Below are 25282 nucleotides of genomic sequence, written 5' to 3'. Positions count from 1 at the left end.
TTAATGTAAAACGACAGAATTGCCGATATTGGTTTTCTGGTTCATGATATCAAGCAGTGAGCCGGTGTATAAAAGTGTTTTGCCATCGGCACTGATAAAATATAAAGGATTGCTTACGTCTTTTATTTTCCGTTCAAATGTACAGGTAAGAGTATAGCGCGCGCCTTTTAACAGATCGTTCGTAAGGCTGTCGTTCCTGCTTGTAGGGCCGGTTACACTTTCTTTGGAAATATCGTTGAACTTTTCAAAATGTTTTTGATTGAATGTATAGTGCCTTGTTTCTGTAGTTCCTCCGTTGTTGGTGGCGTTGCGCAGTATGTTGATAGAGTTGTTCAGCGATTCCATGGATGCAAATGAGTACGTTGCGCCGATAATATAAGACGTGGTATCACACACCGTTTTATAATTTGAAATTCCCTGTACCGACTCCAGCATAGGCTGAAGCGCATCGAATTTGGCTTTCATCTGCAGCAGCGGGTTTGGCATTGCAGCTGCTTTTTTTGCTCGTGCAGATGTATCACCCATAGAACGCTGAAAGTCGCGGCTGAAAGCAAAGATCGGTTTCATCTGAGAAAGATCCATCAGGAAAGAATACGAGCCCGAACCATTTTCACGGATATTGATATGTTCTTTGATTTCAAAACACGAAAAAAGGGTACCTGTTATTATACAGAAACAGGCAACCCAGATGATACGTCTGAACATGAATGTAGAATTTTCTATTTGTGTTTATCCGGATGCTAAAATAATCCCGGGGTAGTATGTAGAGATTCGTTTAAGGAAAAAGATGAATACTGTTCTGTGAAGTAACAAATGCACAATTCCACATTTAACATAAATATTTGATATTAAATGCGTTGTAAAAATACCTTTTTTAGGTAATAAATCAATAGCGTGGGAAAAAAATATAGGGGCAACTCTTTCGGTTGCCCCTATATTAAAACGGTACCATATATTAAAACGGTACCCTATATTAAAACGATACCCCTATATTTAAAAGGGCAACCCTATATTTAAAAGGGCAACCCTATATTTAAAAGGGCAACCGCAAGGGTTGCCCCTACTTTATTTCAGGAGTTTTGAGGTATGGGATGCTCCGTTATAACTTATTTCAATATAATACATGCCCGCAGGTAAACGGTGAACATCTGCTTCCAATGTATTCATTCCTTTGTTAAGAACAACAGATTGATTTATTACCTGCTGATTTAAATTGTTCCATATGCGGAGAGTCGCGTTACCGGAATAGCTGTGTTCATTGAATGTTATAGTAACCTTATCTGTACAAGGGTTTGGATAAACAGTCAGTTTCATTGCAGGGGATGCTTTGCTGGTAATACCTGTTACTACCGGCGGCTCGGCTACAATTGTTTGTGTTGTATTTGTAATGATTGGTTCATTAAAATCAAACAGAATACCTGCTCTGTTGGTTATGGCATCTCCTAATGCCAAATCTGTAACTGGCTTGATGGTAAATTTAATATAGCCATGGCTTTCAGGTTCGTTGGTCTGCATGTCTGGTAAATGAATATTTTCAAATGTCCATATGGCTTTATTGCCGCGCTGCTCATATCTGTACGGGTGGCTGGCACTTAACATGGTTAATGTTTCGATATCAAGTTTGCTGCTGATTGTATCCATTACCACTACATTGATGGCATCTGCATTGCCTGTATTTTGAAAACGGATCGTGTACTCCAGGTTTTCCTGGTTGCTAATGAACACGGGTGTTACCGTACCCTCCGGCAAAACATTCTTGTCATTCGGGTCATACGATCCTCTTGCTTCGTTATGTAAAAAACAGTAGTTGCGTGTGGTGTCGCCTGCATTAATGGGCTTCAGCACAGCGCTGGATGGTAATGGTGTGCCAAGTGCTACAAAGGCCGGCAAGGTAAATGCAACAGAAATATTTTTTTTCTCTCCCGGGTACAGTACCGGAATATTCCAGGTAATAACCGTATCCTGGTGGCTGGTGTAAGGTAAGGACGCAGATTCATAGGCGAATTCAGGTGCATACGAAAAACGCAGCTCTGCATTTGTTACCGGAAAGTTTCCGGTATTGATGCAGGTGATGGTATACCCTGTAGGGAACCCCGGCCTTGGTTGTGGAGAAGCAGTAATCGTAACAGCCAGGGTTTTGATTTCTTTTGTAGGTACTAATCCAAAATCATAGGACGCGGCGTTGCTTACTCCGTCAACAATTTTAATGAGCCGAAGTGCTGAAAGCGTAAACAGGGTATCTGAAACATTTGCGCGGTAAACATATGTTCCGGGAGCAAGATATAAGGTAAATCTTCCCATGGCATCTGTAAGCGTTTGGGGTGCATCCGGTTTTGTGGCAGAGATCAATATGTCCTGTATCACTGTATCTCCCGGATCCTGTATGTTATTACCATTATAGTCTACAAACACAATTCCTCTTGCTGGTGTATAATAGGTGCAATTATTCTGTGTGGTGTTTTCAGCCGTACAGATCGTGGTAGTTGAAGGGCTGAAGTAAATCAGATCGGATGGCATATTAGGCATGCAGGTGATTGGATTTTCTCTAAAGCTCAGCCACTTCAATCCCATTGGCAAATAGGGCAGGCACCTGATCTGATTATTAGAACAGCCTAATGATAACAGTCCCGATGGGAGAGCAGGTAATTCAGAAATAAGGTTGTTGGCTATTTGCAGGAATTGTAAGGAAGGCGGTACTGCAGGTACTGCTGTAATCGTATTATCAGAAACGTTTATATAAAATATTTTATTCGCAGCGACTGAAACGGCCGGAAACTCTGTAAGCGCATTATTTGTGATGCTTATATAATACAGGGAGTCTGGTATTGCGGGCAATACAGCAATTTTATTGCTATCCGCTGCAAGGGTAGAAAAGCTATTCGGGAAGGCCGGTAACTGTGTGAGTTGATTGTTGGAGCAATGAATAACATCTATTTTTGAAGGTAAGGCGGGAAGTGCTGTAAGCTGGTTGCCGGAGCACAGGAGTACATTTAATCCATGGGGCAGGGCAGGCAGGAGCGTAAGTTTATTGTATTCACAATCCAGGAACCGCAGGGAATCAGGAAGTACATCCTCCAGTGTTGTCAGATTATTTTTCGAGCACTTCAAGGTTGTAAGATGTGTGAAAAACTGTATGCCGGAAAGATCAGAAATACCCATGTTGGATACATTCAGTTCATCCCGGTATTTAACTATATAACAGGAAGTATCCATCAGGTCTCCGCTAAAACATTCAGGAAATTCAGCGATTAAGAAACTTCTTAGTACAGGATCCGGAATTGGCTGCAGCTGCTGGGCGTAGAGCTGAATGGTTGTAAACAGCGCAACAAACAAGAGAAAGAATGTGTTTTTTTTCATAGCGGTTAAAAGCAGTGTTAGTTATAAAATATAATTGCAATATATGAAAATATGTTTACATTTTGCTTCATTTAAAAGCCTTTTAAAAAGAAGCAGGGTACTTTTTAAAAGGCATAAAGCTATTTTGCAGGTGCTTTCCCTGGATACCTGTAAAATAGAAAATGACGTAATTTATACGTTTAAAAAACCACGGAATCCTCTGGCTGCGTAATAGGATTCTGCCCCATTATGGTAAAGGAATACGGTATTATAGCGTCGGTCACAAAAGAGTGCGCCGCCCAGTTTACGGACCGGCCCTGTTGTTGCGATCCAGCTGGATGTTTTTAAATCAAATTCGCCCAGCGTCTGCAATTCTCTGTATTGCTGTTCTGTTAAAAGTTCAATGCCCATATCTGCGGCCATCTCAACAGCACTGTTTGCGGGTTTGTTTTCTTTACGCGATTCCAATGCCTGATGATCGTAACACACACTTCTGCGGCCTTTAGGGCTTTCTGCAGAACAGTCAAAAAATGTATAGGTGTTTGTTTTTTTATCGTAGCCAACTACATCCGGTTGGCCACCTGTATTTTCCATTTCATTCAGTGACCACAACGTTGCATCGGAAGCCTTTAGCTTTTCCTCTACCTTAGGCCATTCAAGGCCTTTGTGCCGGTTCATGTGTTTTTCGAAACGTGCTTTCAGAATGCTGAGCAATTCTTTTGCCTGATCGGCTGGTAATTTCTTTTTTATGTTTTTCATAAGGACGTAAATTAGAGAAAGAATGCAGTTATAATGTAACCATTTGATAGAAACGGTAAAGACCGTTACCAAATGATATTTTATTTTTCCGGTTCATAGATCAGCTGTACGACACCCGATCGGAATATATTGGTTTTGATTAGTTTTAAATTCAACCGGTGCTGTAATGTTTCAAATAAAGGCTTGCCGCTTCCCAAGGCTATCGGGTGCACAGATATTCTATAGACATCAATCAGATCTAACTGAATGAATGTTTTGATTAAACTTGCTCCTCCGTAAAGCCAGATATCTTTTCCGCCCTGCTTTTTAATTTCAGCAACATACGCTGCAATATCAGAAGCTATGATTGTTGCCTGTTTGTCCTGCATTACGGTTTTGGAAAAAAGAAATTTTTTCTTTGCATGTATCGCCTGCCAGAGCTTCTGTTCAGCAGCACTTGCGGTACTATCGGGCTGAAATTTTCCCCAGGCATCATAACTTACGCGGCCATAAAATATCGTGTCTATACTTGCGAGGAAACCTTCAACGTTCATATCGTCGTCCATGATGCACCAGTCGGTTTCTCCGTTCGGTCCTTCAATAAATCCGTCTAACGTTACAGCTAAATCCAGCAGTACTTTTTTCATTCTCTATCAATAATTTATTTCAGTCATTCAGACCTTTGCCTTCCAGAATATCGGGAATGCTTTTTTCGATCCGGGCCACGCGCGTTTTAGCTTGTTTGGCGGAAGAAAAATGCAGCAGATAGCCACGTTGGCGCCCAGGTGTCAATGCATTAAATGCTTTTTTCAACGCGGCATCTTCTTTTAAAACCTGTTTGAATTCATCCGGCATAGCAAACGCCGTTGTTTTTTTCCATTTCAACTTTTTGCCCTGATTTTTCTACCGCTATGGCTTCTTTGATATAAGCTTTAATAACTGTTTTCAACTTGTTAATTTCCTGCAGGCTGGTAAACCGCATCTGTCGCGCAGCCTGAACATTTTCCGTTTGCTGTACAAGAATGTCTTTTGGATCTTTCAGTAAACTACCCTTGAAAAAAAGCAATGCACAGTATTCTTTGAATGTATGGATCAACACAATATTTTTGTCTTCCAGTGTATAGCACGGACAGCCCCACTTTAATACTTCAGCCAGATCCGGACTGAGAACAATTGTTCTCAGCGCTTCAATTTCCTGCTGCCATGTTTTGGCTTTGGTAAAATAAAAGTCAACCTTTGAATTCATATAGGTACATATTAATAGGAATGATCTTTTTTCACTTGAAAATGGTTATACACTCCCTGCGGCTGTTTTCCGCCCGGCCGGTCTGAAATACCAGGATACAACAGTTAGTACAAGTAAAAGTGCTGGTCCGAAAAACTCCATGGCTCCATCACCGGAAGCTGCGTGCGAAGCAATCGCTCCGGACATGGAAAAGAAAAAACCAGCATACGCCCATTCTTTTACTAATGGGAATTCAGGAACAAGGATGGCTCCAACACCAAGCATTTTCCATACGCCTAAAATGGTTAAAAAATAAAGCGGATAACCCAGGTGCGCCATCATGTCGGCTTCTTCTTTCATGTGTATCAATTGTACAAGACCGGTTGAGAACATGCCTAATGCAAGCCAGATTGTTGCGATCCAGTAGATGATTTTATTTCTTTTTGTCATAGCAGTACGTAAATAATAACAGTTAATTTTTTATTTCAGTTTGGTTGGGAGTTCCTGTATTCTGTTGTGCGCCATATTTATTCCTTGCGCAAAAGGAAGCTTCAGTATATTGTCTCTGTCGGTAACCGATTTGTATATAACATGCATGTTGAGCTTGCTGGTGGTTTCTGTTGTTTTTTCAAATACCAGAAATTCGAGCTGGATTGGGAATGGGGTATTGTCCATTTCGAACGTGCGCGTTATTTTTTTATCCGGCACAAATTCGTGGATGGTGCCATTGAAGCCATGTTTGTTTCCTTTTGGGTCTGTGGTTTCAAATTGATAACTGCCGTGTTTTTTATTTTCCAGCTTTAGTACCGTTGTTCCCATCCATTGCTCCACAAATTCGGGCTCTGTGTAGGCTTTAAACAGTAATTCCACAGGCAGGTCAAATTCCCGGCTAATCAGTAAATCCTGCTTCCCGTCTTCTGCATGAATGTTCGTTTTTTTTTCCATTGTATTCAACTTTTTCTTTTTGCTGAAGCGGCATATTTTTTCATTACAGATTCAAGTTTGTTAAATCTGTCGTCCCACATCGTGCGGAATGGCTCAATAAAATCAGCCACTTCTTTCATTTTTTTTGCATTGATAAGATAGTGGATTTCTCTGCCGCTTTGTTCCTGTTTCAATAATTCACATGCTGTAAGAATCTGAAGATGTTTTGAAACCGTTGGGCGTGCAGTATCAAAGTTAGATGCAATGGCGCCCGCTGTCATAGATTGGGTAGCCAGCAGCATAAGAATTGCTCTGCGTGTCGGATCTGCTATGGCCTGAAATACGTCTCTCCTTAAATTCATTGTGTAGTTATTTGGCTACAAATATAGTGTAGTTATCTGGCTACGCAAATAATTCAATAAAAATTTTCAGAGGATAATTATAGAATGGAAAACTAGAATGGAAAACGGATATAAAAAAATAGCGCCTTGCCGGAACCCCTACCGACAAGACGCATTTACTTACCCTTCTGTTAAAAATATTACTCTTTGCAATCTTCAGTCTTGATATAAGTACCTTTTGAATCAAAGATCAGTTTTTTGTCTTTTACCTTAGCACCATAAGTTACTGTGCCCTTAGCATCTTTCATTTTGAAGTATTCTTTGTTGACAGCATCTTTATGGTTTTTGTTTACATAATCAGATACCGTTTTAGGAACTTCTTCATCTTTTAATTTTACTTTCGTACCAACCAACGTACCGGAAGCATTATAAATAGCCCAGTTTTTAGTGCTGCTTTCATCGTATTCAGCTGCATAATTACCGTCCATTTTTTTCCATGATACCATTTTTGCGTTCGGATGGTTAGATTCGAATGTGCCGACAACAGTTGCGGGTACATCTTTATCTGCTACCTTTTCAGGTTGTGTCTGCGCGTTTACCTGCAATGCAAAAGCTGCTGCTGCAAGAAATACAATTATTTTTTTCATAGCTGTGTTAGTTGTTGTTTTGATAGATCAAAGTTGGTGCATTGAAGGCTGCTATGTTTTACATGATTTCAGAAAAATGTTACAAGATTATATTTTGCCTTAAAAACACATAGCCGGTATCTAAGATCCGGCTATGTATGCATTATTATGCATTATACATTGGTACGTATGTTTTATTCTTTTTTTTCAGATTCGTACGCTGCAACAGCGCGTTTCATTCTGGCCCTTAATTTACCCTGAATTCTTCTCGGTGCCAATACCTGAAGCTGTTCGCCAAAACCAAGCAGCTCCCGTTCCAGTTCAAAATTCCAGATTACATGAATGGAAAACACTGTTCCGTCTTTTTCCCCGCGTATAATCTGCTGTGAAGCATGTATGGGTTTGGTTATAATATAGGGCGCATGTTCTTTACTGATTTTACATACAATCAATTGCGGTTCCTGATTTGGCATTTTAGAAACACCAATTACATCATCAAAATAAGTGGCGACATCAAAATCCGGTTTCATGTATTTCTCTGAACGCAGTTCCTTAAACTGTTCGATACGATCCAGTGCCAGGATCATTGTTGCTTTCGTACGTTTGTTGCAGCCAAGTATAAACCAGCGGTTGCGGTACTCTTTTAACAAATATGGATAGAATGTTATATTTTGTGCTGATGCAGCCTTAAACGATTGATATAAAATATCAACCGTTTTTTTGTTGATGATGGCTTTATGAAGCAGATCTATGTGCTGCAGTCCTTTCAGTAATTCGTTCTTTTCAAAATCGATATAGGATTTTCCTTTATGCTGGTGCGTATATAATTTATCTTCCAGCCGCGTAACCATGCCGGTTAATTCCTGAAAATACCCAAAGCCTTTAAACTGCTTCAATACATCCAGCACTTCAACCAATGTGCCCAGATCCTGTTGCGTTAACGGGGAATTGGTAATGCTGTATCCTTTGTCTTCGTAGCTGTAAAATTTTTTATCTGTTACGATAATCGGCGCGTTATACCCGAGCTTTTCGCTGCGCATATTTTGTATGTCGAGTTGTATGGTACGTCTGCTGATGCCTTTTGTCATACCTTCATATTCATACAAGGCATCGGAGCATGCTTCCATTAAGTCTTCCAGTGTCCATTTGCGGAACCGGTTCTGTAGGCAGGAATCAATTGTTTTGTATCTGACCAGAGCTAATTTATTAATCGGCATATCAATATGGGGTGAAATTTCATTTATAAAAGTACGAGTTACGGTTTTACTGCGCAATCTATTTGCGTAGTAACGGTTTTTGCCGGTAAAAGGTTAAAATTATTGTTCTTGAAAACCAGGTTGTTGATTCTATATTCTAATTTTTTATAAAAAAAAATACTGCTGCGCACATACACTGCGCGGGAGGTATGAAAATTTGTAGTGTCAATATGAAACAACAAAATTAAAAAGCATATCGGCACTATGTATAACATATTAAATGCGGATAAAAATGAAATTCAACATCAAAGCCAAACAGCCGGATACCGTTCAGAACCATGAAGGCGCAAACGCTTATAAGCTGTCTCCTGAAATGGAACTGTATGCAGCTGTTGTAACAGCTGGGCTGAGTGATACCTTTTATGAAAAAGGGGATACACGTATTGAACGCATTCAGGCATTGATGTTGAAGAACGATCCGGAGTATGTAGCAAAACTGGCAGTATATGCGCGTACCGCCATGTATCTGCGTTCCGTTCCGCTAATGCTGGCTGTTGAGCTGGCAAAAGCACAATCCGGAAATCCGGTTGTTGCAGCTGCCGTTCGCGGTGTAGTAAAACGTGCCGATGAGATCACCGAACTGCTCGCTTATTATCAGCGTGCCAATAACCGTACAGATCTTAAAAAGCTGAACAAATTATCGAAACAGATACAGAAAGGTCTGGCAACAGCTTTTAATATGTTTGATGCATATCAGTTTGCTAAATATAACCGTGAAGCAGAAATAACACTGCGTGATGCCTTGTTTCTGATTCACCCGAAAGCAAAAGATGAAGCACAGCAACTGCTGTTTAATAAAATTGCTTCGGGTACACTGGTAGTACCATATACCTGGGAAACGCAGTTGTCGGCTGTCGGGCAGATCAACTATGGAAATGCAGCGCTAAAGGCTGCTGCTGTAAAACGGACGTGGGAAGAATTGATTGATAGTGGTAAAATCGGTTACATGGCTTTGATGCGAAACCTGCGTAACCTGCTGCAGGCAAATGTATCTGAAGCGCATATCCGAAAAGTGTGTGCGTATCTGTCAGATGAGGAAGCAGTAGCAAACGCGAAACAATTTCCTTTCCGCTTTTTGGCGGCGTACCGTGAAATAAAATTGCAGGAATCTGTACATACTTCCTATATACTTACTTCACTGGAAAAAGCGGTTCTGGTAAGTGCAACAAACATAAAAGGATTTGCCCGGTCAACAAAAGTATTGATTGCCTGCGACGTTTCCGGTTCTATGCAGATGCCTGTATCTGCCAAGAGCAAAGTACTGATGTATGATATCGGACTGATGCTGGGTATGCTGCTGCATGTGCGTTGTGAACAGGTTGTAACCGGTATGTTTGGTGATAACTGGAAAGTGATCAACCTGCCAAACCGCGGCATATTGGCGCATGTAGAAGAATACTACAAACGCGAAGGGGAAGTTGGGTATGCAACAAACGGATATAAAATAATCAAATACCTGATTGCAAATAAAATTGTAATGGATAAAGTATTCGTATTTACTGATTGTCAGCTATGGAACACAGAAGATAAAGGTGAAACGATTGCACAGTTATGGAAAAAATATACGTCTATTGTTCCATCGGCAAAGCTTTATCTATTCGACCTGGCGGGTCATGGCCATGCACCGGTGGATATTCAGAACGATGGTGTGTACCTGATTGCCGGCTGGTCAGATAAGGTATTTGATGTGCTGGACGCTGTTGAACACGGCACGGATGCTGTTGAAAAAATAAAACAAGTGGTTTTATAAAGATGCCCGCTCTGTCTTGTGCTGAGGCAGAGCGGTTACAGAAAAAAATAAAAAATTGCCGGAATGCCGTAGAAACGGGATACATCGCTCAAAGAAAGGGGAAGGGCCTCTATGAAAATAGAGGAGAGGTGCAACTCCTCATGCGTAGCCCCGCTCCTGAATCGTTTATTGCTTCCGGCAATATTAAAGATGCCATGGATAAGAGATGCATGGGTACGTGCAGCGGCCGAACCTGCCGGCAAGGAATTCAGGTTTCTTTTAGTACTGATAGTTATTTTATTTATAGGGGAAAGCGCCAACGATGGCGGGTTGGGACGGACTGTAAATCCGTTGCGTATCGCTTAGCAGGTTCGAATCCTGCCTTTCCCACCAGTTTTGATGCAAAAAGTATTGCATCAAAACGTATGGAAATGTAGCAAAGATGGTCAATGCAGCGGACTGAAAATCCGATGATGCAGGTTCGAGTCCTGCCGTTTCCACAAAGGTGCCGTTGAAAAGAGTTACTTCGCTATTTACGGAAAAAACAGACTCTTTCAGTTATTGCCCTTTATATTAAAAAATAGTTTTATCTGCGCAAATCTGTTGCGCAGATAATCTGTTCCTTTGTTTTATTAAATGAATAAAGAGTAATTTTATGTCTATGAACAAAACACGTATGAATGGGGATGATCTGAAAGCGATCGGTTATGCGGAAGGAAAAGTCATCCGCATGGTACTTGATATTATTGAAAATAATTATGCTTCCCAGGAGAAAGAAGAAGTACTGAATCTGTTTAAGCAGGTTGTATTACACCCGGAACAGTTTCTGGATCATGCCGTATTAAAACACATTGCACAGACACTTATTGAAGATACTCAAGGAGCAGAAACGGATCGTATTCCCTTAAAAGAAACAGGTATTAACTATGCTGTTTTTGGAGCAGATTATATTGAAGCCGGGGCTGTTAAGCAAATGGAAATAGCGATGAAACTTCCGGTAGCCGTTGCCGGTGCATTGATGCCGGATGCACACCAGGGATATGGATTACCGATCGGTGGTGTGCTGGCCACAAAAAATGCGATTATTCCTTACGGAGTTGGTGTTGATATCGGCTGCCGTATGGCCTTGTCCATCTATGATATTCCTGCCGAATATTTTCTTGCCAATGAAGCCATGTATAAAAGAGAACTTATTGCCTGGACTTCCTTTGGCGCCGGTAACGGCTGGAACGGAAAAGACCGTGCAGCCCATGCCGTGCTGGATGATGCAGCATTTAATATGACACCGTTCATAAAAAATCTGCAGGATAAAGCTGCGCATCAGTTAGGTTCTTCAGGGGGTGGTAACCACTTTGTAGAATTTGGTATCATTGAATTTAAAACCGATGATGTTAAACTGAACATAAAAAAAGGCACGTATGTAGCCTTGCTGACACATTCCGGTTCACGCGGTTTTGGTGCTACCGTAGCGGGGAATTACACCAGACTGGCAAAAGAAATCTGTAAACTTCCGAACGAAGCTGCAAACCTTGCCTACCTGGATATGAATCGTGCCGAAGGTCAGGAATACTGGCTTGCGATGAACCTTGCCGGTGATTATGCATCTGCCTGCCATGAGATCATCCACGAACGTTTAACAAAAGCCATAGGCGGGCAGATACTGGCAAAGGTGGAGAACCATCATAATTTTGCCTGGAAGGAAATGCTGAATGGAGAAGAAGTTATTGTACATCGTAAAGGCGCCACACCAGCTGCAGAAGGTGTCATGGGTATCATTCCCGGTTCTATGACCGCACCAGGTTTTCTTGTACGGGGCAAAGGTGAAGCAGCTGCGATCCACTCTGCCTCACATGGAGCTGGCCGTCAGATGAGCCGTACACAGGCAATTAAAAACATTTCTAAAGAGGAAATGCGTAAGATCCTGAAAGATCACGGTGTAACCTTGATTGGTGCCGGTCTGGATGAAGCACCCATGGCCTATAAAAATATTGAACGGGTAATGGCGGCACAAAAACAATTGGTAGATGTTGTGGCTACATTTACACCTAAGCTGGTGCGTATGGCTGCCGATGGAAGCCGTGAAGATTAGATAGCGTTATAAAATAAATTCCTCCGGAGCGTATGGTTGCATAGTGATGCTTCAGTGCTCCGGAGGTTTTTGTTAGTAGAATTCATCAGTCAATTATTTATTTGGTTCAACCGTTTTTACCAATGCCCCTGCAGAATCGAAAAAGAACTCCTTACTTGGTGTGGCAATTTCATAACTTACAACACCTTTGAAGTTTGTTATTTTGTAATACTCCTGAACACCTTCCGTATTGTTTTTTCTTGCGTGATTCTGTGCTGAAAAGGGCAGTTCTGTTACAGGTATTTTCCATTTATTTTCCAGCAGTTTTCCCAGATTATCGTAGGAAGTCCATTGGTTTACGTTGTGCTCCTTGTAGGAAGCGATATAGGTTTGATCTTCCTTGATCCAATTCACCTGTTTGGCGTTTGGATGGTTTTTTTCAAAGGAAGTCTCAACCTGTTTCGGTACACCTGGATCCTTGATCGTGTCCGACTGTGCATACATCTGGTATGAAAGTGCTGCACAAATAATAAATACGCCTATTTGTTTCATAATTCACACGGTTTAAGGGTACTGAAGTAAAGATGCAGTTAATTTTAATCATTTATTTTACATTTTTTCTTTAAATTATTACATAATTATACGCAATTGCGTATAAAGGGATGCTGTAAATCCACTAAATTGTCTAAAAATCAAGCATATGTAAATTATGTAATTATTTGAAGGATTTATGTAAAACTTTCGGGTCGGGAAAAACTGAAATTTGAGCATCAAATCGTAAGTAAAACACAATACAGGTTCTAAAAGCCTGCTATTTATAAACACACAAGATTATGGTACAACCAATTATTGACAGCGCAGAGATGAAGACATTGTCTGCATGCACCAAAATGTTAGAAGAACAAGGTTTCAAAACACAGTTCCTTGCTTTACGTGAAGGGATCAAATCATTGGCATCAGATCGCGTGTATACTCCGGCTCAGGTAAAGATTGTAAGTTTTTACCGTTTTGAAGGAAATTCAGATCCGGAAGATAATGCTATACTGTATTCGCTTGAGACTGTAAGCGGTGAACGCGGATTATTGATAGATGCGTATGGCGCAGAGGGGGATATCAATATTACCAATTTTATTGTTGCAGTAGAAGACATTCATAAAAAAGAACATACTGTTTCAACTATTTAACTAAATAAAAAAATAAAAAATTGACCGGATAATTTACTATTACTCAACTAACCAGATACCACTATGAAAAAGCTACAGTCTAAAAAAACAAAAAAATCTTCTGCAAGAAATACAAACCAGGAGAAAGAAAGTAATAAGATCTATGTTTCTGATATGGGGATCGGTTTCAGAGTAGTAAATTTCAGAGCATTATCTGTGTAAGTAAAGAATATATATTCTTTCAACCAACAGCAGGCTGCTATTGATGCAAGACATCGATAGCAGCTTTTTTTGTTTAATACCAGAAGAACAAATCATATTTTTTAACCACCACTAACTTTTACTGTGTATTGTGCGTATTGATTTAAAACATCTTTTTACATGACATCAGAAGAATATACCAAACAGTTTACTGAAGACGATACGCCCGGCTGGCAGGCAATTGACAAGGTGATTGATACGGTCTATGCCGGACAGGAACCGAGGCATTATGCATCTGTGATGAAATACATGATTGGGGGGCCCGATCCGCTGGACGGCACAAGTATCTATGATTCCCATCAGCAAACGTTCCACCGGCATGTAATCAGTTATGGTATGTCTGAACTGTATTATGCACCTGAAAAGGCAGATAAGGAATTCAGTAACTGGGGATTTGAATTTACCATGCGCATTAAAAGTACAGAAGTAGAAGACGATCCAAAATGGGTGATTGGTTTAATGAATAATCTCGCGCGTTATGTTTTTGATACAGGGAACTGGTTTGAAGCGTATCATTATATCCCTGCGAACGGTCCTATAAAACTGGAATCGAAAACAGATAAAGTCGGTGTGCTTTTTATTACAGATCCGGAGTTAGGTACGATTTCTACGCCACACGGACAAGTAACGTTTCTGCAGTTAATCGGTATTACAGAAGCAGAGCTTGAACGCCTGAAAAAATCACCGGAAGAAGGAGAATTACTGATCGAAGAAATGCGCGTGAATAATCCGTTGTTCATTACAGAACTTTAAGTATCGGTCGGTATCTCTAAAAAATAGTTAGTTATGATTTCAACAATATAATCACTTGCAGATTGAATTATTTTGAACGTTTTGCATACTATTTTACGCAACATGGATTTAATCCGGGAAAAGGCTCTTTGACCATGCCGCACGATGCATCTGCCGGCGTGCCTGATTCGGTTTGGCTTACGTGCGGAGTTATTTTTATTAGTTTTTGTGTATACATCTATATACAAATTCAAAAAGATAAAAAGTAATACGGGCGGCACAGTTGTTATGCAGGCATATTAATTTAATGTTATTAAAAATACTTTTACATAACGCTTTACATTATCCTTTGTTAAAATCGTTATAAGCGGGTATAATTTTGATCACATGAATGATGTATGAATGTGTATTTATTTCTAACTTATATCATAACTCATTTTTACATATAAGCGTACAACCATGTATACTTGTTCATTAATTAGAAAATGAGAAGTTTATTTTTTAAAACCGTAAAATCTAATGCTAACTAAAACTGTTACAACCATGAAAAAAACCGAATCGCCAACTCCAGCAACTATTGCTCAAAGAGCAGAAAAAGAAACAGTTAGAACTGTTCGTGTATCTGATATGGGAATGCGAATAAAAGCTTCACAGGTAACAGAAACTGAAAAGAAACAAACAGAAATTATACCTACATAATATTAAAATCAAAAGCCCTCATTAATATATTTCCATAGGTGAGGGCTTTTTAATTTTTAAAGGTTTATTGAACAATAAGCCTGTTTATATAAGATTGACCAGTTGAATCGTAAAATTTGATCAGATAGATTCCATTTTTAATAGCAGTTAAATCAATATCTAATACATTTTGTTCAATATCTACCATAGATCGAATTGTTTTGCCGTCCATATTTTCTATGGTATATGATGTTATATAACAAATTGATTCATATTGTGCTTTTGCACTTATTAACGCTGCCACAACATGTGTTGTTGCAGGGTTTGGATAAAGACTTACTGCATCGTTGGGCAAATTTAATTTTATTGTATTCCGAACGATATTTGTTGCTACAGGTTGGTTAAAATCGAAAATAATATAGGCTTGGTTTGTGATACTGCTTCCTGCAGCACTGGTGTTTTTGATTGGAATTGAAAAGCGAACAAAACCTTGGGCTAATAAGGAATCTTGTTTATTGCCTACAAGATTTATTTGGTTAAACGTGCAGGTTAGAATATTATTCTGAATTTCATAAGACATACTATGAGAAGATGATTCAATAGATAATGCTGACTTGTCAAGGTGTTCAGAAAGGATGCATGTAATAATGACTTTGTCAGCAGGGTAATTTCCTGTGTTTTCAAAATGTATAGTATAATTTAATGTAGTGCCTTTTGAAACATAACCTTGAGTGCCTTCTCCCATAGGGTAAACAGTCATATCATTTGGGTCGAAAGAACCAATAATCTTCATGGAACTAAGCTGTGAATTGTTCAATAAATTTTCTTCTTGTGAATAATTTGAAATCGAAACATCAAATGTTCTGAATGCATCCAAAGGTGCATATACGGAAACGGAATCTATTAAAAATATAGCTTGCGTATCACCTGCTTCCATTGGATCAATATACCATTGATATTCATTTCCATTTGAAATGTTATTCCATGGGATAGAAGACTGAAGTATGAAAATATCATTTGGAACAATCATTCGAATGGTATCTTTTACAGACGTTAAATTTCCTGAATTTGAGTATTGAATTTTCAATTGATTTTTAAATCCACGACGCAAACTTGTTGGTGAAATTGTTATTCCCATATCTTGGCGTTGATTGCCATTTGATCTTGCTGCTATTGGACCTGCAGTGATGATTTGTCCAATTTGTGTAATAGTAGTTGTTGATGTTGAACAGGTAGATCTCCAATATGTATCGGCAACCAGACTAACAGTATATGTTCCAGTTGGGACATGCACTTCATATATACCTGAGTTATTAGTGGCACAATATATATTACCTGGTTGAATCAATACTTTTTTTCCTGATACGATTTCTTCTCCGCTATCGTAAATACAATTGTGATTTAGATCATTGAATACAATTCCTTTTAAGATACTACTGTTAGGTTCAGTGATAGAAAGTATTTGGTTACTTGGTATATCACTTAGTCGTTGAATAAAACCAGATGGCCAATAGATGATCATGCTATCAATAATTCCTGCATCTGCTAGTCCAAAATGTTGTGTTAATGAATTTTGTCCTCCCAATCCGGATTGTGCATTTATTTCGCGCATTTGCCAGATAGGTGTACCATGAATTCTAGCAAATACTTCAATGCGCCCACCTATAGCACTTTTATTTGAAGCTGTACCTGTTAATTTTGCTTCGATCCATTTATTACTGTTTCCATTATTTGTATACAATGTATTTGTTTCGTTATTCAACGTGGTTACAAATACATCCATGTCTCCGTCTTTATCAAAATCCGACCAAGTATGACCGTAACAGCTTCCTTTACTTGAGTTCAGTAGTTCGGTAATCTTTTTAGTGAATACACCATTACCGTTGTTTATGTAGAGTGCCTTTGTTTTATTATTTGCAACAAAGTATAGATCAAGATCTCCATCTTTGTCAATGTCTACCCAGTTTGTACCATGAGTAGCACCATTTCCGGTCTTTGTAATTATTGAGTTTGTGATTTTAGTGAATGTGCCATCTCCTGCATTATTGTATAGGAATGCATCTGAATTTGAATTTGTAACATACAGATCTAAATCATTGTCGTTATCATAATCTCCCCAACATGCAGATACAGAAAATCCATTGTCAGATGATACAATAGAATTTACTTTCTCAAATATTCCATTTCCTTTATTTTGATATAACGTATTTGAAAAGCCTTTGTCGTTTACAACAAATAAATCCTGATCTCCATCTTTGTCATAATCAGCCCAACTTCCCGTAATACTATAACTGGCTTCAGCAACAATAGGAGAGTTTAGTATTTCAGTAAATGTGCCATCTCCATTGTTATGAAATAAACGATTGAAACGTGTAGGCATATAATCTGTCATAAATAGATCGACAAAGCCATCGTTGTCATAATCGGCAAAAGAAACTCCATGATAATAACCCACTGTTGAATTGATGGCAGAGTTATTTATGCGGCTGAAGCTACCATTTCCATTATTTGTATATAAAAAGTTTGTTGGGTTGCCATTGTTTGCAACAACAAAATCTATATCTCCATCATTATCTGTATCTGCCCAGGATGAAGAAATAGATGCTGCACGGTCGGAGGATGATGTAAATATTCCGGAATTCCTTTTTGTAAACGTTCTATTTCCATTATTAATGTATAAAATGTTTTGTATGGCTTTTGTATTTTCTGTTACAAATAGGTCATCGTCTCCATCTCCATCAGCGTCCACCCAATTAGAAGTCCAGGATGTAGTTTTATCGGTTGATAAAATCCCCGTAGTCATTTTACTAAAAATAAAATTACTTGTGTTGGCGGAATTATCGGTTATTCCTGTTGAAGAGATTGACTGTTGTGTTTCGCCGTTTACAGTTCCTGTTAAAACTGTTTCAACACTTAATACGGTCATATCCGGAATAGAATTCCCATCGTTATATACTAATGCCGGAATAACAGTGGTATGTATTACATATGTATCTGTAGTATTCATTACTGGAATGGTAGCAAATGTAATTGAGCTATTGTCATTGGTTGTAGTAATAGTTCCGGTAATACTAGATGAAGTAGTTGTATTAATCAATTGAGAAGAGACGGGTATTAAACCAGAGCCAACAACTATTTCAACGGATGCATTTGTTGTGTTTGATTCAATAATTAAGTTATTAGTTATTTGAACTTCATTTCCTGGAATTGTTTTAGGTGTTGAAGTACTACCTGTTTGACTAAATCCTTTTACTTGAGAAGAACCGAAATACATCATCCAATTATCATTAAAATTAGTAACCATCACAGCAACCTCTTCGGTCGATTCAATAATTAAATAGGGTCTTTCTGCACCTGCTGCAGTTGTTCCGGTTCCGTTATAAATGTTTTTCCATTCCGTAAGAGTTAAAGAACAATCTGCGTATCTGCCAGCTGCAATTGTAAATGTTTTTGAAAAATGGGTTCCGTTTGTATATGCATCTTTCACTGTCACAACAGTTGCTTCATTTGAATTGGCAAATAAATATGCATGGGTATTTTGCGTAAGTTTTTTATTGGTAAATGGGTCTAATACATTCTGTTCATATCCTGGAGGAGCCATATAAACCAAAAACTTTTTCCCTGAAGCTTTCCCGTTTTCCGCAGAAGCCATTGTTGCAATGTCAGAAGTTCCTACGGAGCCGGTTTCCATCCAATTGGCTTCAAAAACAGAAACTTTTTTACCGGGAGAACAACTAACTCTGAATACTGTTGCATATGTTTGGCCATTTGTTTTACCAATCCATTCACCAGACTTCATATAGTTTAACGGATTAAAATTTTTGACATTGATCCAGGTTCCATTTACATATCGTTCCAGAATAACAGCATTATTGTCGCTCCAGGATACGATTCGAATTTCCTGCTCAGTAGTTACTTGGTACGGAACAGTAAAATAAAAAAGATCTCCCGAGCAGCTGCCATTAGATGAAGGCACATATCCGCCACCATCACGCTCATTACCAAAAAGTGCTCCGTACTGAGTTGTAACCGGTTTGTTTGATTCAATTACATAGGTATGGCCGCTTACCAGTAGATCACGCCCTTCTTTGGAATAATAAATAATATCTTGTCCTTTATTAATTAATCTTTGCGCAACTACAGTTGAAGTGAACATATCAACATTCGTTGTTCCGGAAGTTGTTGTTGGTGTATTTGAGATGCGCCTGATTGTGATCATTGTGGAATCTTCATATGCCATTACATTTACATCGCGTTGTGACGAACTGATTTTGGGTGCGTAGATAATAAATTTTGTACCCAAACCTGTTCCACTGATTGAAGGTACCCAATCGTGTTGCCAATCAGAATCGGTTGATTGAGATGCAAGAATTAAATTGTTCGCTGTTATAATAAAATAATCACCATCCTGTTTTTTTATTCCATTACTTGCGCTTGGGTTATCATCGTTAATGCCATTATCTCGGATATATAAAATATAAGATTGTCCTGCCATTAACATACCTGCCTTAGAGTCATCTGTATCGCCATCCATTCCATCATCTATAATCTGAAATATAGTACTATCGTAAATAGCTGTTACGATCAAACAGACATCTCTATGATTGCTATCGTTATTTGGTGGAATGAAAATATTGAACTTTGTTGCAGGTTCGCCTGTAGCAAATGCAGATTGAATGCAGGCTGTTGAAAGCACTAAAATAATAAGAGTATGAAGAATGTTTTTCATAGCGGTAAAAGTTTGATTTAGACAATCAATGAATAAGAAGCATGCCAAGAGTTTAAAAATGATTTTACCAGAAGTATAAGCCATTTTTTGCTTATTTAAATATTTACCTTATCTGGAATTAGGAAAACATTTCTAAAAAATGGAATTCTGTGTGTAATTCTAAATCATTATATTTTCCAGAATCTGGAAATAATTTCCATGAATTGATTCGTTTAAAATATTTTTTATGTGTCGAAAGTGTTATTTAAAGGTTTTTAATTTCGGGCATCATTCATGAAAATATCTATTACAGTTAAAGCTATTCATGAACATTCATTAAACGTATAAAATTATGGAACGCAATTTATCAACTGTAAAAACCTTAGTTCAATTTATTACTGAAAGTCAAAAGCATGTATTTGGTGCATCAGGTGATTTGTCCAAAATACTAAATGACATTGCTGTTGCAGCTAAAATCATCAATCGTGAAGTTAATAAAGCTGGACTGCTTGATATTTTAGGAATGGAAGGGGGAATGAATGTGCAGAATGAAGAAGTGAAAAAATTGGATGTGTATGCAAATGATCAATTTATCTCAGCTCTTCGATCTGGGGGGCAATGTTGTGCTATTGCTTCGGAAGAAAATACAGATATAATTCCGATCGAAAATAATGGCCATTCAAAATCAAATTATGTTGTACTTATAGATCCTTTAGATGGATCTTCAAATATTGATGTGAATGTAGCAATAGGTAGTATTTTTTCAATTTATCGTAGAGTTTCTGAATCTGGTCCAGGAGAGACTGTTGATTGTATGCAAGTAGGTAATAAGCAAGTTGCTGCAGGATACATTATTTATGGCTCATCTACGATGATGGTGTATACTACGGGTGATGGAGTGAATGGATTTACATTGGATCCTTCAATCGGAGAGTTTTGTTTATCACACCCCAACTTGAAAATCCCGGAAGATGGTTTTATTTATTCTGTTAATGAAGGTAACTACGCAGATTTTCCTCGCGAAATACAAGAATATATTTACTATTGTAAAACACCTGATTTTGAAACAAGCCGTCCATATTCATCAAGATACATAGGATCTATGGTTGCAGATTTTCATAGAAATTTAATTAAAGGGGGAATTTTTATGTATCCGGCAACGGCTAAATATCCATTAGGTAAATTACGTTTGATGTATGAATGCAATCCGTTGGCATTTATTGTAGAACAGGCTGGCGGGAAGGCTATCGATGGTGAAGGTAGAATTTTAGATATTGAACCTACAAACATTCATCAACGCACAGGCATCATCATCGGTTCAAAAAATATGGTTGAAAAAGTAGAAGCCTTTATACAAATGAATGTCGGACTGAATGTGTATCGGCTAAAATAGAATAATAAAAAAATCCCATGCCGATAGCTATATCGGCATGGGATTTTTTATTATTCTATTTGTTTTAATTTTTTTGTGATATCTTCTTGAGCAATTTTAAGTATATCATCTGTAGATTTAACTAAATCAGGTATTTCATCCAGATTGGTTTTGTTTGCTGCGAATTTTTCGATATTTCTTATTGTTTGATGTAATGCTACAATTTTGAATGCATCAACGCTGGCTTTTAACTTGTGTGCTGTTGCTTGTAGTTTTTCATAATCCTTACCTTCAGAAAATAATTTTAATTCGTTTACAATTTCTGGTGTTGATTCAATGAATAACGTAAATATTTTTTTGAGAAAAACGGTGTTATTTTGAAAGTTTTTTTCTAAATGACTATAGTTTGGTAGATATGCGTCATTGGTATCGGATTGAAATAAATGGATGTTCTTTGCATCTTGAAAGATATTTTTGTTTGAACCTGCATGTAGTTGTAATTTTCTAAATAGTGTTTCCCGATCAAATGGTTTAGAAATATAATCACTCATTCCGGCTTCAATATATTTTTCAGAATCACCAACAAGTGCATTTGCAGTTAAAGCAATAATTGGAATTTTTGCTTTCGTTTTATTTGCGTGCGATCTGATTTTTGATGTTGTCTCAATACCCCCCATATACGGCATTTGTATGTCCATTAAAATAATGTCATATTCATTTTGTTCAAAGAACTGAAAGGCTTCAATGCCATTATTAGCAACATCTACCTTTACACCAATTTCATCCATCAATGTTTTTGCAAAATATTGATTGACTTCATTGTCTTCAGCTAATAATACTTTTAAATCATGAAGTTGATATAGGTTAATTTTATTTTTATTGTTTGGAGAGACATCTAACAGATCACCTTTTTTATATGTGATTGAAAAAATAAATTTACTTCCTTTGCCAACAACGCTTTCAACCCAAATGTTACCACCTTGCATCTGAATTAAGTTCTTACTGATAGTAAGTCCAAGTCCCGTTCCTCCATATTTTCTGGATGTATCAGGGGATGCTTGAGTAAATCCTTCAAAAATGCTGTCTAATTTTTCCTGAGGTATACCTATCCCCGTATCTTTAACGGTAAATTCAAATGTGATGTCCGTTGAACTGGAATGCGGAATGCGTCCACTGATTTCTACGGAACCGTTTTCGGTAAATTTAATCGCATTGTTAATTAAATTCAAAAGTGCTTGTGTAAGTCTGAATGGATCGCCAATAACAACTCTATGGTCGAGTTTAATTGGATGTATAATCAAATCAATACCTTTTTCTTCTGCTTTGTAGGTTAAGGTCTGAATAGCACTTTTTATTACTTCACAAATATCAAATGGAATTTGTTCAATGGTTAGTTTTCCGGATTCAATTTTTGCTATATCTAAAATGTCATTAATAATAATCAATAAATTATCCGCACTATTTTTAATCAGCTGAACATGTTTCTTTTGTGTAACATCTAAGGATGTTCGCGAAATCAGTTCAGCCATACCAAGTATACCATTCATTGGAGTACGAATTTCATGACTCATATTAGCTAAGAACATTTCTTTCGCTTTTGTTGATTCTTCAGCAATTTGCTTGGCTTTGATCAGTTCCTGCTCAATTTTTTTGTTTTCAGATATATCTGTAATTCGGACAAGAATTACTTCTTTCTTATTAATAAATATTGTTTTAGCAACAATGTTTCCCCAAAATTCATTTTTCTTTTGTGTTATATAAAGGACTTCCTGATTCCAATATCCAAGTTGTTTAAACTGGTTCTGAGTGTCTGCCAATTCAGCGTCAGTTAGTGGATATTTTCTAAGAGATGTAAGAGGAATAGTATATAATGTATCAGGTTTGTCCGTTTCAAATAGTTCAAGAGTTCGTTTATTAAACTCAATAATTTTATTTGTGCAGGGATCAACTAAAAATTTTGCATCATGAGAGTGATTGAAAATTGCTTGTAGTTTTTCTTCATTTTCTTTTAATTTTTCTTCTGCTATTTGTGTATCTGTCACATCTGTGCAGCTACCAACCATTCTATATGGTTCTCCTTTTCTGTTTCGAATTGCAAAACCTCTGCACATGATCCAACGAATAGAACCATCAACATGTAAATATCTTAATGTATAGTTATATGGTTTTCGTTTTTCGAAATGGTTCTGTAAAATTTCTTTTGCTATTGATAGATCATCCGGATGCATTGTTTTTTCCCAGGAAGATATATGATTTGCTAATGTTTCATCCGTATAGCCTAGCATAGATTTCCAACGCTCACTGAGGTATAAACTTCCGGAAGCGATATCCCAATCCCAGATTCCATCGTTTGCTGCATGAATAACGAGTCTATACAACTCTTCGCTCTTAGCAAGTTTTTCTTGCACTTGTTTTATTTCAGTTATGTTTATTCCATTCCCAATGATAATTTTGATATTGTCATTTTCATCCAAAACAGGGTGGAATTTTCTTAATACATAACTGACATTTCCGTCTTTATCGGTAAAAACATCTTCCCACTCAATAGGTTTTTTAAATTCATGAAGAATATCATGGTTTTTTCGACGCATGATCGCTAAGGAATCATCTTTTCCTCTATATCTGCAATAATCCAGATCTGTCTTTCCAATAATCCATTTGCGTGTTTCCTCATCTTTAATTGCAGCAGGATTAACATATAGATATTGGTAATTTGTGTTAAACACAGCAATGTCAGACGGAATGTTATTTAAAATATCTTCATAGAATTGTTTCTGATCTTGCAGTGCTTGTTCAGTGCGTTTTCTTTCACTAATGTCTTTTGAGAAAGAAATGATGTATTCTTTCTCATGAACAGTTGTATACTTAACACTTGATTCAATGGGATAAGAAGTTTTATCAGGTTTGGTATGGGTTGATTCAAGCAAAAAATTTTGTTTTTGTTTAAAAAAATCAAATTGTTCTTCCCAGGTCATATTGTTGTAAAAAGAAGGAACAATATTTTTTATGTTCAATGTTTCAAATTCTTCAATTGTTCGTTGAAATCTATTCGCACTGCTTTCATTAATAAAAACAAAATTTCCTTCTTTGTCAATTACCTGGATAAATTCATCGAGTTGATTTAGCAATTCTTTTAGCAAGTAAATTTTTTCTTCAGATTCTTTCGTGCTGGTAATATCAGTTGCATAGATATTAACGTAGTCTTCATGTTCTACCGGAACATAAGAAACATTATACGTTCTATCTTTTATACGGATTTCATTTTTTAAAAGCATCCGGGTTTTAAAACTTGCTTTTACATTTGATACGAGAGAATCATAAGTGACATTATTGTTGGAATTGTATTTTGTAGTTGATAAAACAGAGACGAAAGGTTTTGCAGCAGCGTTTGCATAAATTACCATTCCATCAGCGGAGCAGCGGAGGATTGGGTTTGGGCTTTCTTTCGGGAAACGGGATAAACTTTCAATTTTCTTTTTTACATTAATGTAATTCGTTAGATCTTCATAATTCCATAAGTGTCCGAGATATTCATTATTATGGTAAACAGGTATGAAGTCTCGTTTTAATATTTTTCCATCAATTAATTGAAGCTCATCAGAAAGTACTTTTTTTTTATTTTCTAGTAACTCTTCAATTCTAGAGATGAATTGGTCAGGATTTTTAAATTTTATTTTTGATTGTTGTGCAGAATTGGAGCAGTCTGTTCCAATCAATTCCTGAGGTGATAGTGGAATACCAAAAATGTCACAAAACTTTTGATTTACTAAAACAATTTTTCGGTTTTCATCCTCTAATAAAATTGCAGAATCAAGGTTCACAATTAAAGAAGACAAGCGAGACGAATTGGATAATAAGTCTTGTTCTTTTCTTATATAATTCTCTAATATTTCTTTATGTGAATTACTAAACTTCTTCTTCAGTTTTTCTATTTCTAACTTGTTTTTCTCAAGCTCTATTTCAAGCTGTTTCCTAGATATTATCTCCTCTTGGAGCGATTTTTTTAAAAATTCAATTTCTTCCATAGTAGCTGCATTATGAATCAATAATACGAATATTTGATTTAATGGTTTTGATAATCATGGAATTATGTTAGATATGATTGTTAGGATGCAATTTGAAGGT

The 25282-nt window shown here is 37.4% G+C and carries 21 protein-coding genes and 2 tRNA genes; 9 read left to right on the top strand and 14 right to left on the bottom strand.

All coding sequences use genetic code 11. The annotated features are described in order from the left end of the window. The 11 genes from CHU_RS14175 to CHU_RS14130 all read right to left on the bottom strand — a co-directional run bounded on the left by CHU_RS14175 (position 1) and on the right by CHU_RS14130 (position 8407). A complete protein-coding gene (locus CHU_RS14175; protein ID WP_011586273.1) occupies positions 1 to 705 on the bottom strand; it encodes a hypothetical protein in 705 nt (234 codons plus the stop codon). 360 nt (positions 706 to 1065) lie between these two features. Beyond that, positions 1066 to 3357 (bottom strand): DUF7619 domain-containing protein, encoded by a 2292-nt coding sequence (locus CHU_RS14170; protein WP_011586272.1) that lies wholly within the window; start codon positions 3355 to 3357, stop codon positions 1066 to 1068. Between the two features lie 171 nt (positions 3358 to 3528). Continuing rightward, a complete protein-coding gene (locus CHU_RS14165; protein ID WP_011586270.1) occupies positions 3529 to 4095 on the bottom strand; it encodes a DUF4256 domain-containing protein in 567 nt (188 codons plus the stop codon). Between the two features lie 80 nt (positions 4096 to 4175). Further along, the gene (locus tag CHU_RS14160) at positions 4176 to 4721 is read right to left on the bottom strand and encodes a dihydrofolate reductase family protein (protein ID WP_011586269.1); all 546 of its coding nucleotides are present in this window, start codon (positions 4719 to 4721) and stop codon (positions 4176 to 4178) included. Positions 4722 to 4740: 19 nt separating this feature from the next. Continuing rightward, a complete protein-coding gene (locus CHU_RS19885; protein WP_316910141.1) occupies positions 4741 to 4929 on the bottom strand; it encodes a YdeI/OmpD-associated family protein in 189 nt (62 codons plus the stop codon). Beyond that, the gene (locus tag CHU_RS14155; RefSeq protein ID WP_011586267.1) at positions 4919 to 5320 is read right to left on the bottom strand and encodes a DUF1801 domain-containing protein; all 402 of its coding nucleotides are present in this window, start codon (positions 5318 to 5320) and stop codon (positions 4919 to 4921) included. The genes CHU_RS19885 and CHU_RS14155 overlap by 11 nt, the downstream gene beginning before the upstream one ends. 45 nt (positions 5321 to 5365) lie before the next feature. Further along, positions 5366 to 5749 (bottom strand): DoxX family protein, encoded by a 384-nt coding sequence (locus CHU_RS14150; protein ID WP_011586266.1) that lies wholly within the window; start codon positions 5747 to 5749, stop codon positions 5366 to 5368. Positions 5750 to 5779: 30 nt separating this feature from the next. Then, positions 5780 to 6244: an SRPBCC family protein gene (locus CHU_RS14145; protein ID WP_041932419.1), complete on the bottom strand. Its 465-nt coding sequence runs from the start codon at positions 6242 to 6244 to the stop codon at positions 5780 to 5782. Positions 6245 to 6249: 5 nt separating this feature from the next. After that, positions 6250 to 6585: an ArsR/SmtB family transcription factor gene (locus tag CHU_RS14140; protein ID WP_011586264.1), complete on the bottom strand. Its 336-nt coding sequence runs from the start codon at positions 6583 to 6585 to the stop codon at positions 6250 to 6252. A gap of 179 nt (positions 6586 to 6764) precedes the next feature. Then, on the bottom strand, positions 6765 to 7211 hold the full coding sequence (locus CHU_RS14135) for a hypothetical protein (RefSeq protein WP_011586263.1): 447 nt from the start codon (positions 7209 to 7211) through the stop codon (positions 6765 to 6767). Between the two features lie 173 nt (positions 7212 to 7384). Continuing rightward, a complete protein-coding gene (locus tag CHU_RS14130; RefSeq protein WP_041932418.1) occupies positions 7385 to 8407 on the bottom strand; it encodes a helix-turn-helix transcriptional regulator in 1023 nt (340 codons plus the stop codon). 271 nt (positions 8408 to 8678) lie between these two features. On the opposite strand from CHU_RS14130, the gene CHU_RS14120 reads away from it, so the two are divergent. From CHU_RS14120 to CHU_RS14110, 4 genes are all read left to right on the top strand, one after another. Continuing rightward, positions 8679 to 10196, top strand: a complete 1518-nt coding sequence (locus CHU_RS14120) for a TROVE domain-containing protein (protein ID WP_041932779.1) — start codon at positions 8679 to 8681, stop codon at positions 10194 to 10196. A gap of 286 nt (positions 10197 to 10482) precedes the next feature. Continuing rightward, positions 10483 to 10568, top strand: a tRNA-Tyr gene (locus CHU_RS19455). Positions 10569 to 10602: 34 nt separating this feature from the next. Continuing rightward, positions 10603 to 10675 (top strand) — tRNA-Phe (locus CHU_RS14115). A gap of 155 nt (positions 10676 to 10830) precedes the next feature. Further along, positions 10831 to 12264 (top strand): RtcB family protein, encoded by a 1434-nt coding sequence (locus CHU_RS14110; RefSeq protein WP_041932417.1) that lies wholly within the window; start codon positions 10831 to 10833, stop codon positions 12262 to 12264. Positions 12265 to 12357: 93 nt separating this feature from the next. Here the strand turns inward: CHU_RS14110 and CHU_RS14105 are convergent, their stop codons facing one another. Continuing rightward, a complete protein-coding gene (locus CHU_RS14105) occupies positions 12358 to 12795 on the bottom strand; it encodes a hypothetical protein (protein ID WP_011586258.1) in 438 nt (145 codons plus the stop codon). Between the two features lie 281 nt (positions 12796 to 13076). Here CHU_RS14105 and CHU_RS14100 point away from each other — a divergent pair, with 281 nt between their 5' ends. From CHU_RS14100 to CHU_RS19605, 4 genes are all read left to right on the top strand, one after another. Next, entirely contained in the window at positions 13077 to 13427 is a 351-nt protein-coding gene (locus tag CHU_RS14100) for a hypothetical protein (RefSeq protein WP_011586257.1), read from the top strand. A gap of 63 nt (positions 13428 to 13490) precedes the next feature. Beyond that, positions 13491 to 13628 carry a hypothetical protein gene (locus tag CHU_RS19610; RefSeq protein ID WP_177254143.1) on the top strand — a complete coding sequence of 46 codons (138 nt, stop codon included), beginning with the start codon at positions 13491 to 13493 and terminating at the stop codon, positions 13626 to 13628. Positions 13629 to 13787: 159 nt separating this feature from the next. Continuing rightward, entirely contained in the window at positions 13788 to 14420 is a 633-nt protein-coding gene (locus CHU_RS14095; RefSeq protein WP_011586256.1) for a suppressor of fused domain protein, read from the top strand. Between the two features lie 522 nt (positions 14421 to 14942). Continuing rightward, complete coding sequence (locus CHU_RS19605; RefSeq protein ID WP_177254144.1) at positions 14943 to 15098, top strand: hypothetical protein; 156 nt, start codon at positions 14943 to 14945, stop codon at positions 15096 to 15098. Positions 15099 to 15162: 64 nt separating this feature from the next. Here CHU_RS19605 and CHU_RS14085 read toward each other — a convergent pair whose 3' ends face one another. Continuing rightward, positions 15163 to 19806 (bottom strand): FG-GAP-like repeat-containing protein, encoded by a 4644-nt coding sequence (locus CHU_RS14085; RefSeq protein WP_041932415.1) that lies wholly within the window; start codon positions 19804 to 19806, stop codon positions 15163 to 15165. A gap of 331 nt (positions 19807 to 20137) precedes the next feature. Here CHU_RS14085 and fbp point away from each other — a divergent pair, with 331 nt between their 5' ends. Then, positions 20138 to 21178, top strand: coding sequence for a class 1 fructose-bisphosphatase (gene fbp, locus CHU_RS14080; RefSeq protein WP_011586252.1), 1041 nt, complete (start codon positions 20138 to 20140; stop codon positions 21176 to 21178). Positions 21179 to 21228: 50 nt separating this feature from the next. Here the strand turns inward: fbp and CHU_RS18970 are convergent, their stop codons facing one another. After that, positions 21229 to 25182 (bottom strand): PAS domain S-box protein, encoded by a 3954-nt coding sequence (locus CHU_RS18970; protein WP_049755575.1) that lies wholly within the window; start codon positions 25180 to 25182, stop codon positions 21229 to 21231. Positions 25183 to 25282 lie beyond the last annotated feature (100 nt).

The organism is Cytophaga hutchinsonii ATCC 33406, from assembly GCF_000014145.1.
Classification (GTDB): domain Bacteria; phylum Bacteroidota; class Bacteroidia; order Cytophagales; family Cytophagaceae; genus Cytophaga; species Cytophaga hutchinsonii.
Note: the sequence above shows the minus strand (reverse complement) of the source record. Positions and strands in the feature narration are given on the sequence as shown.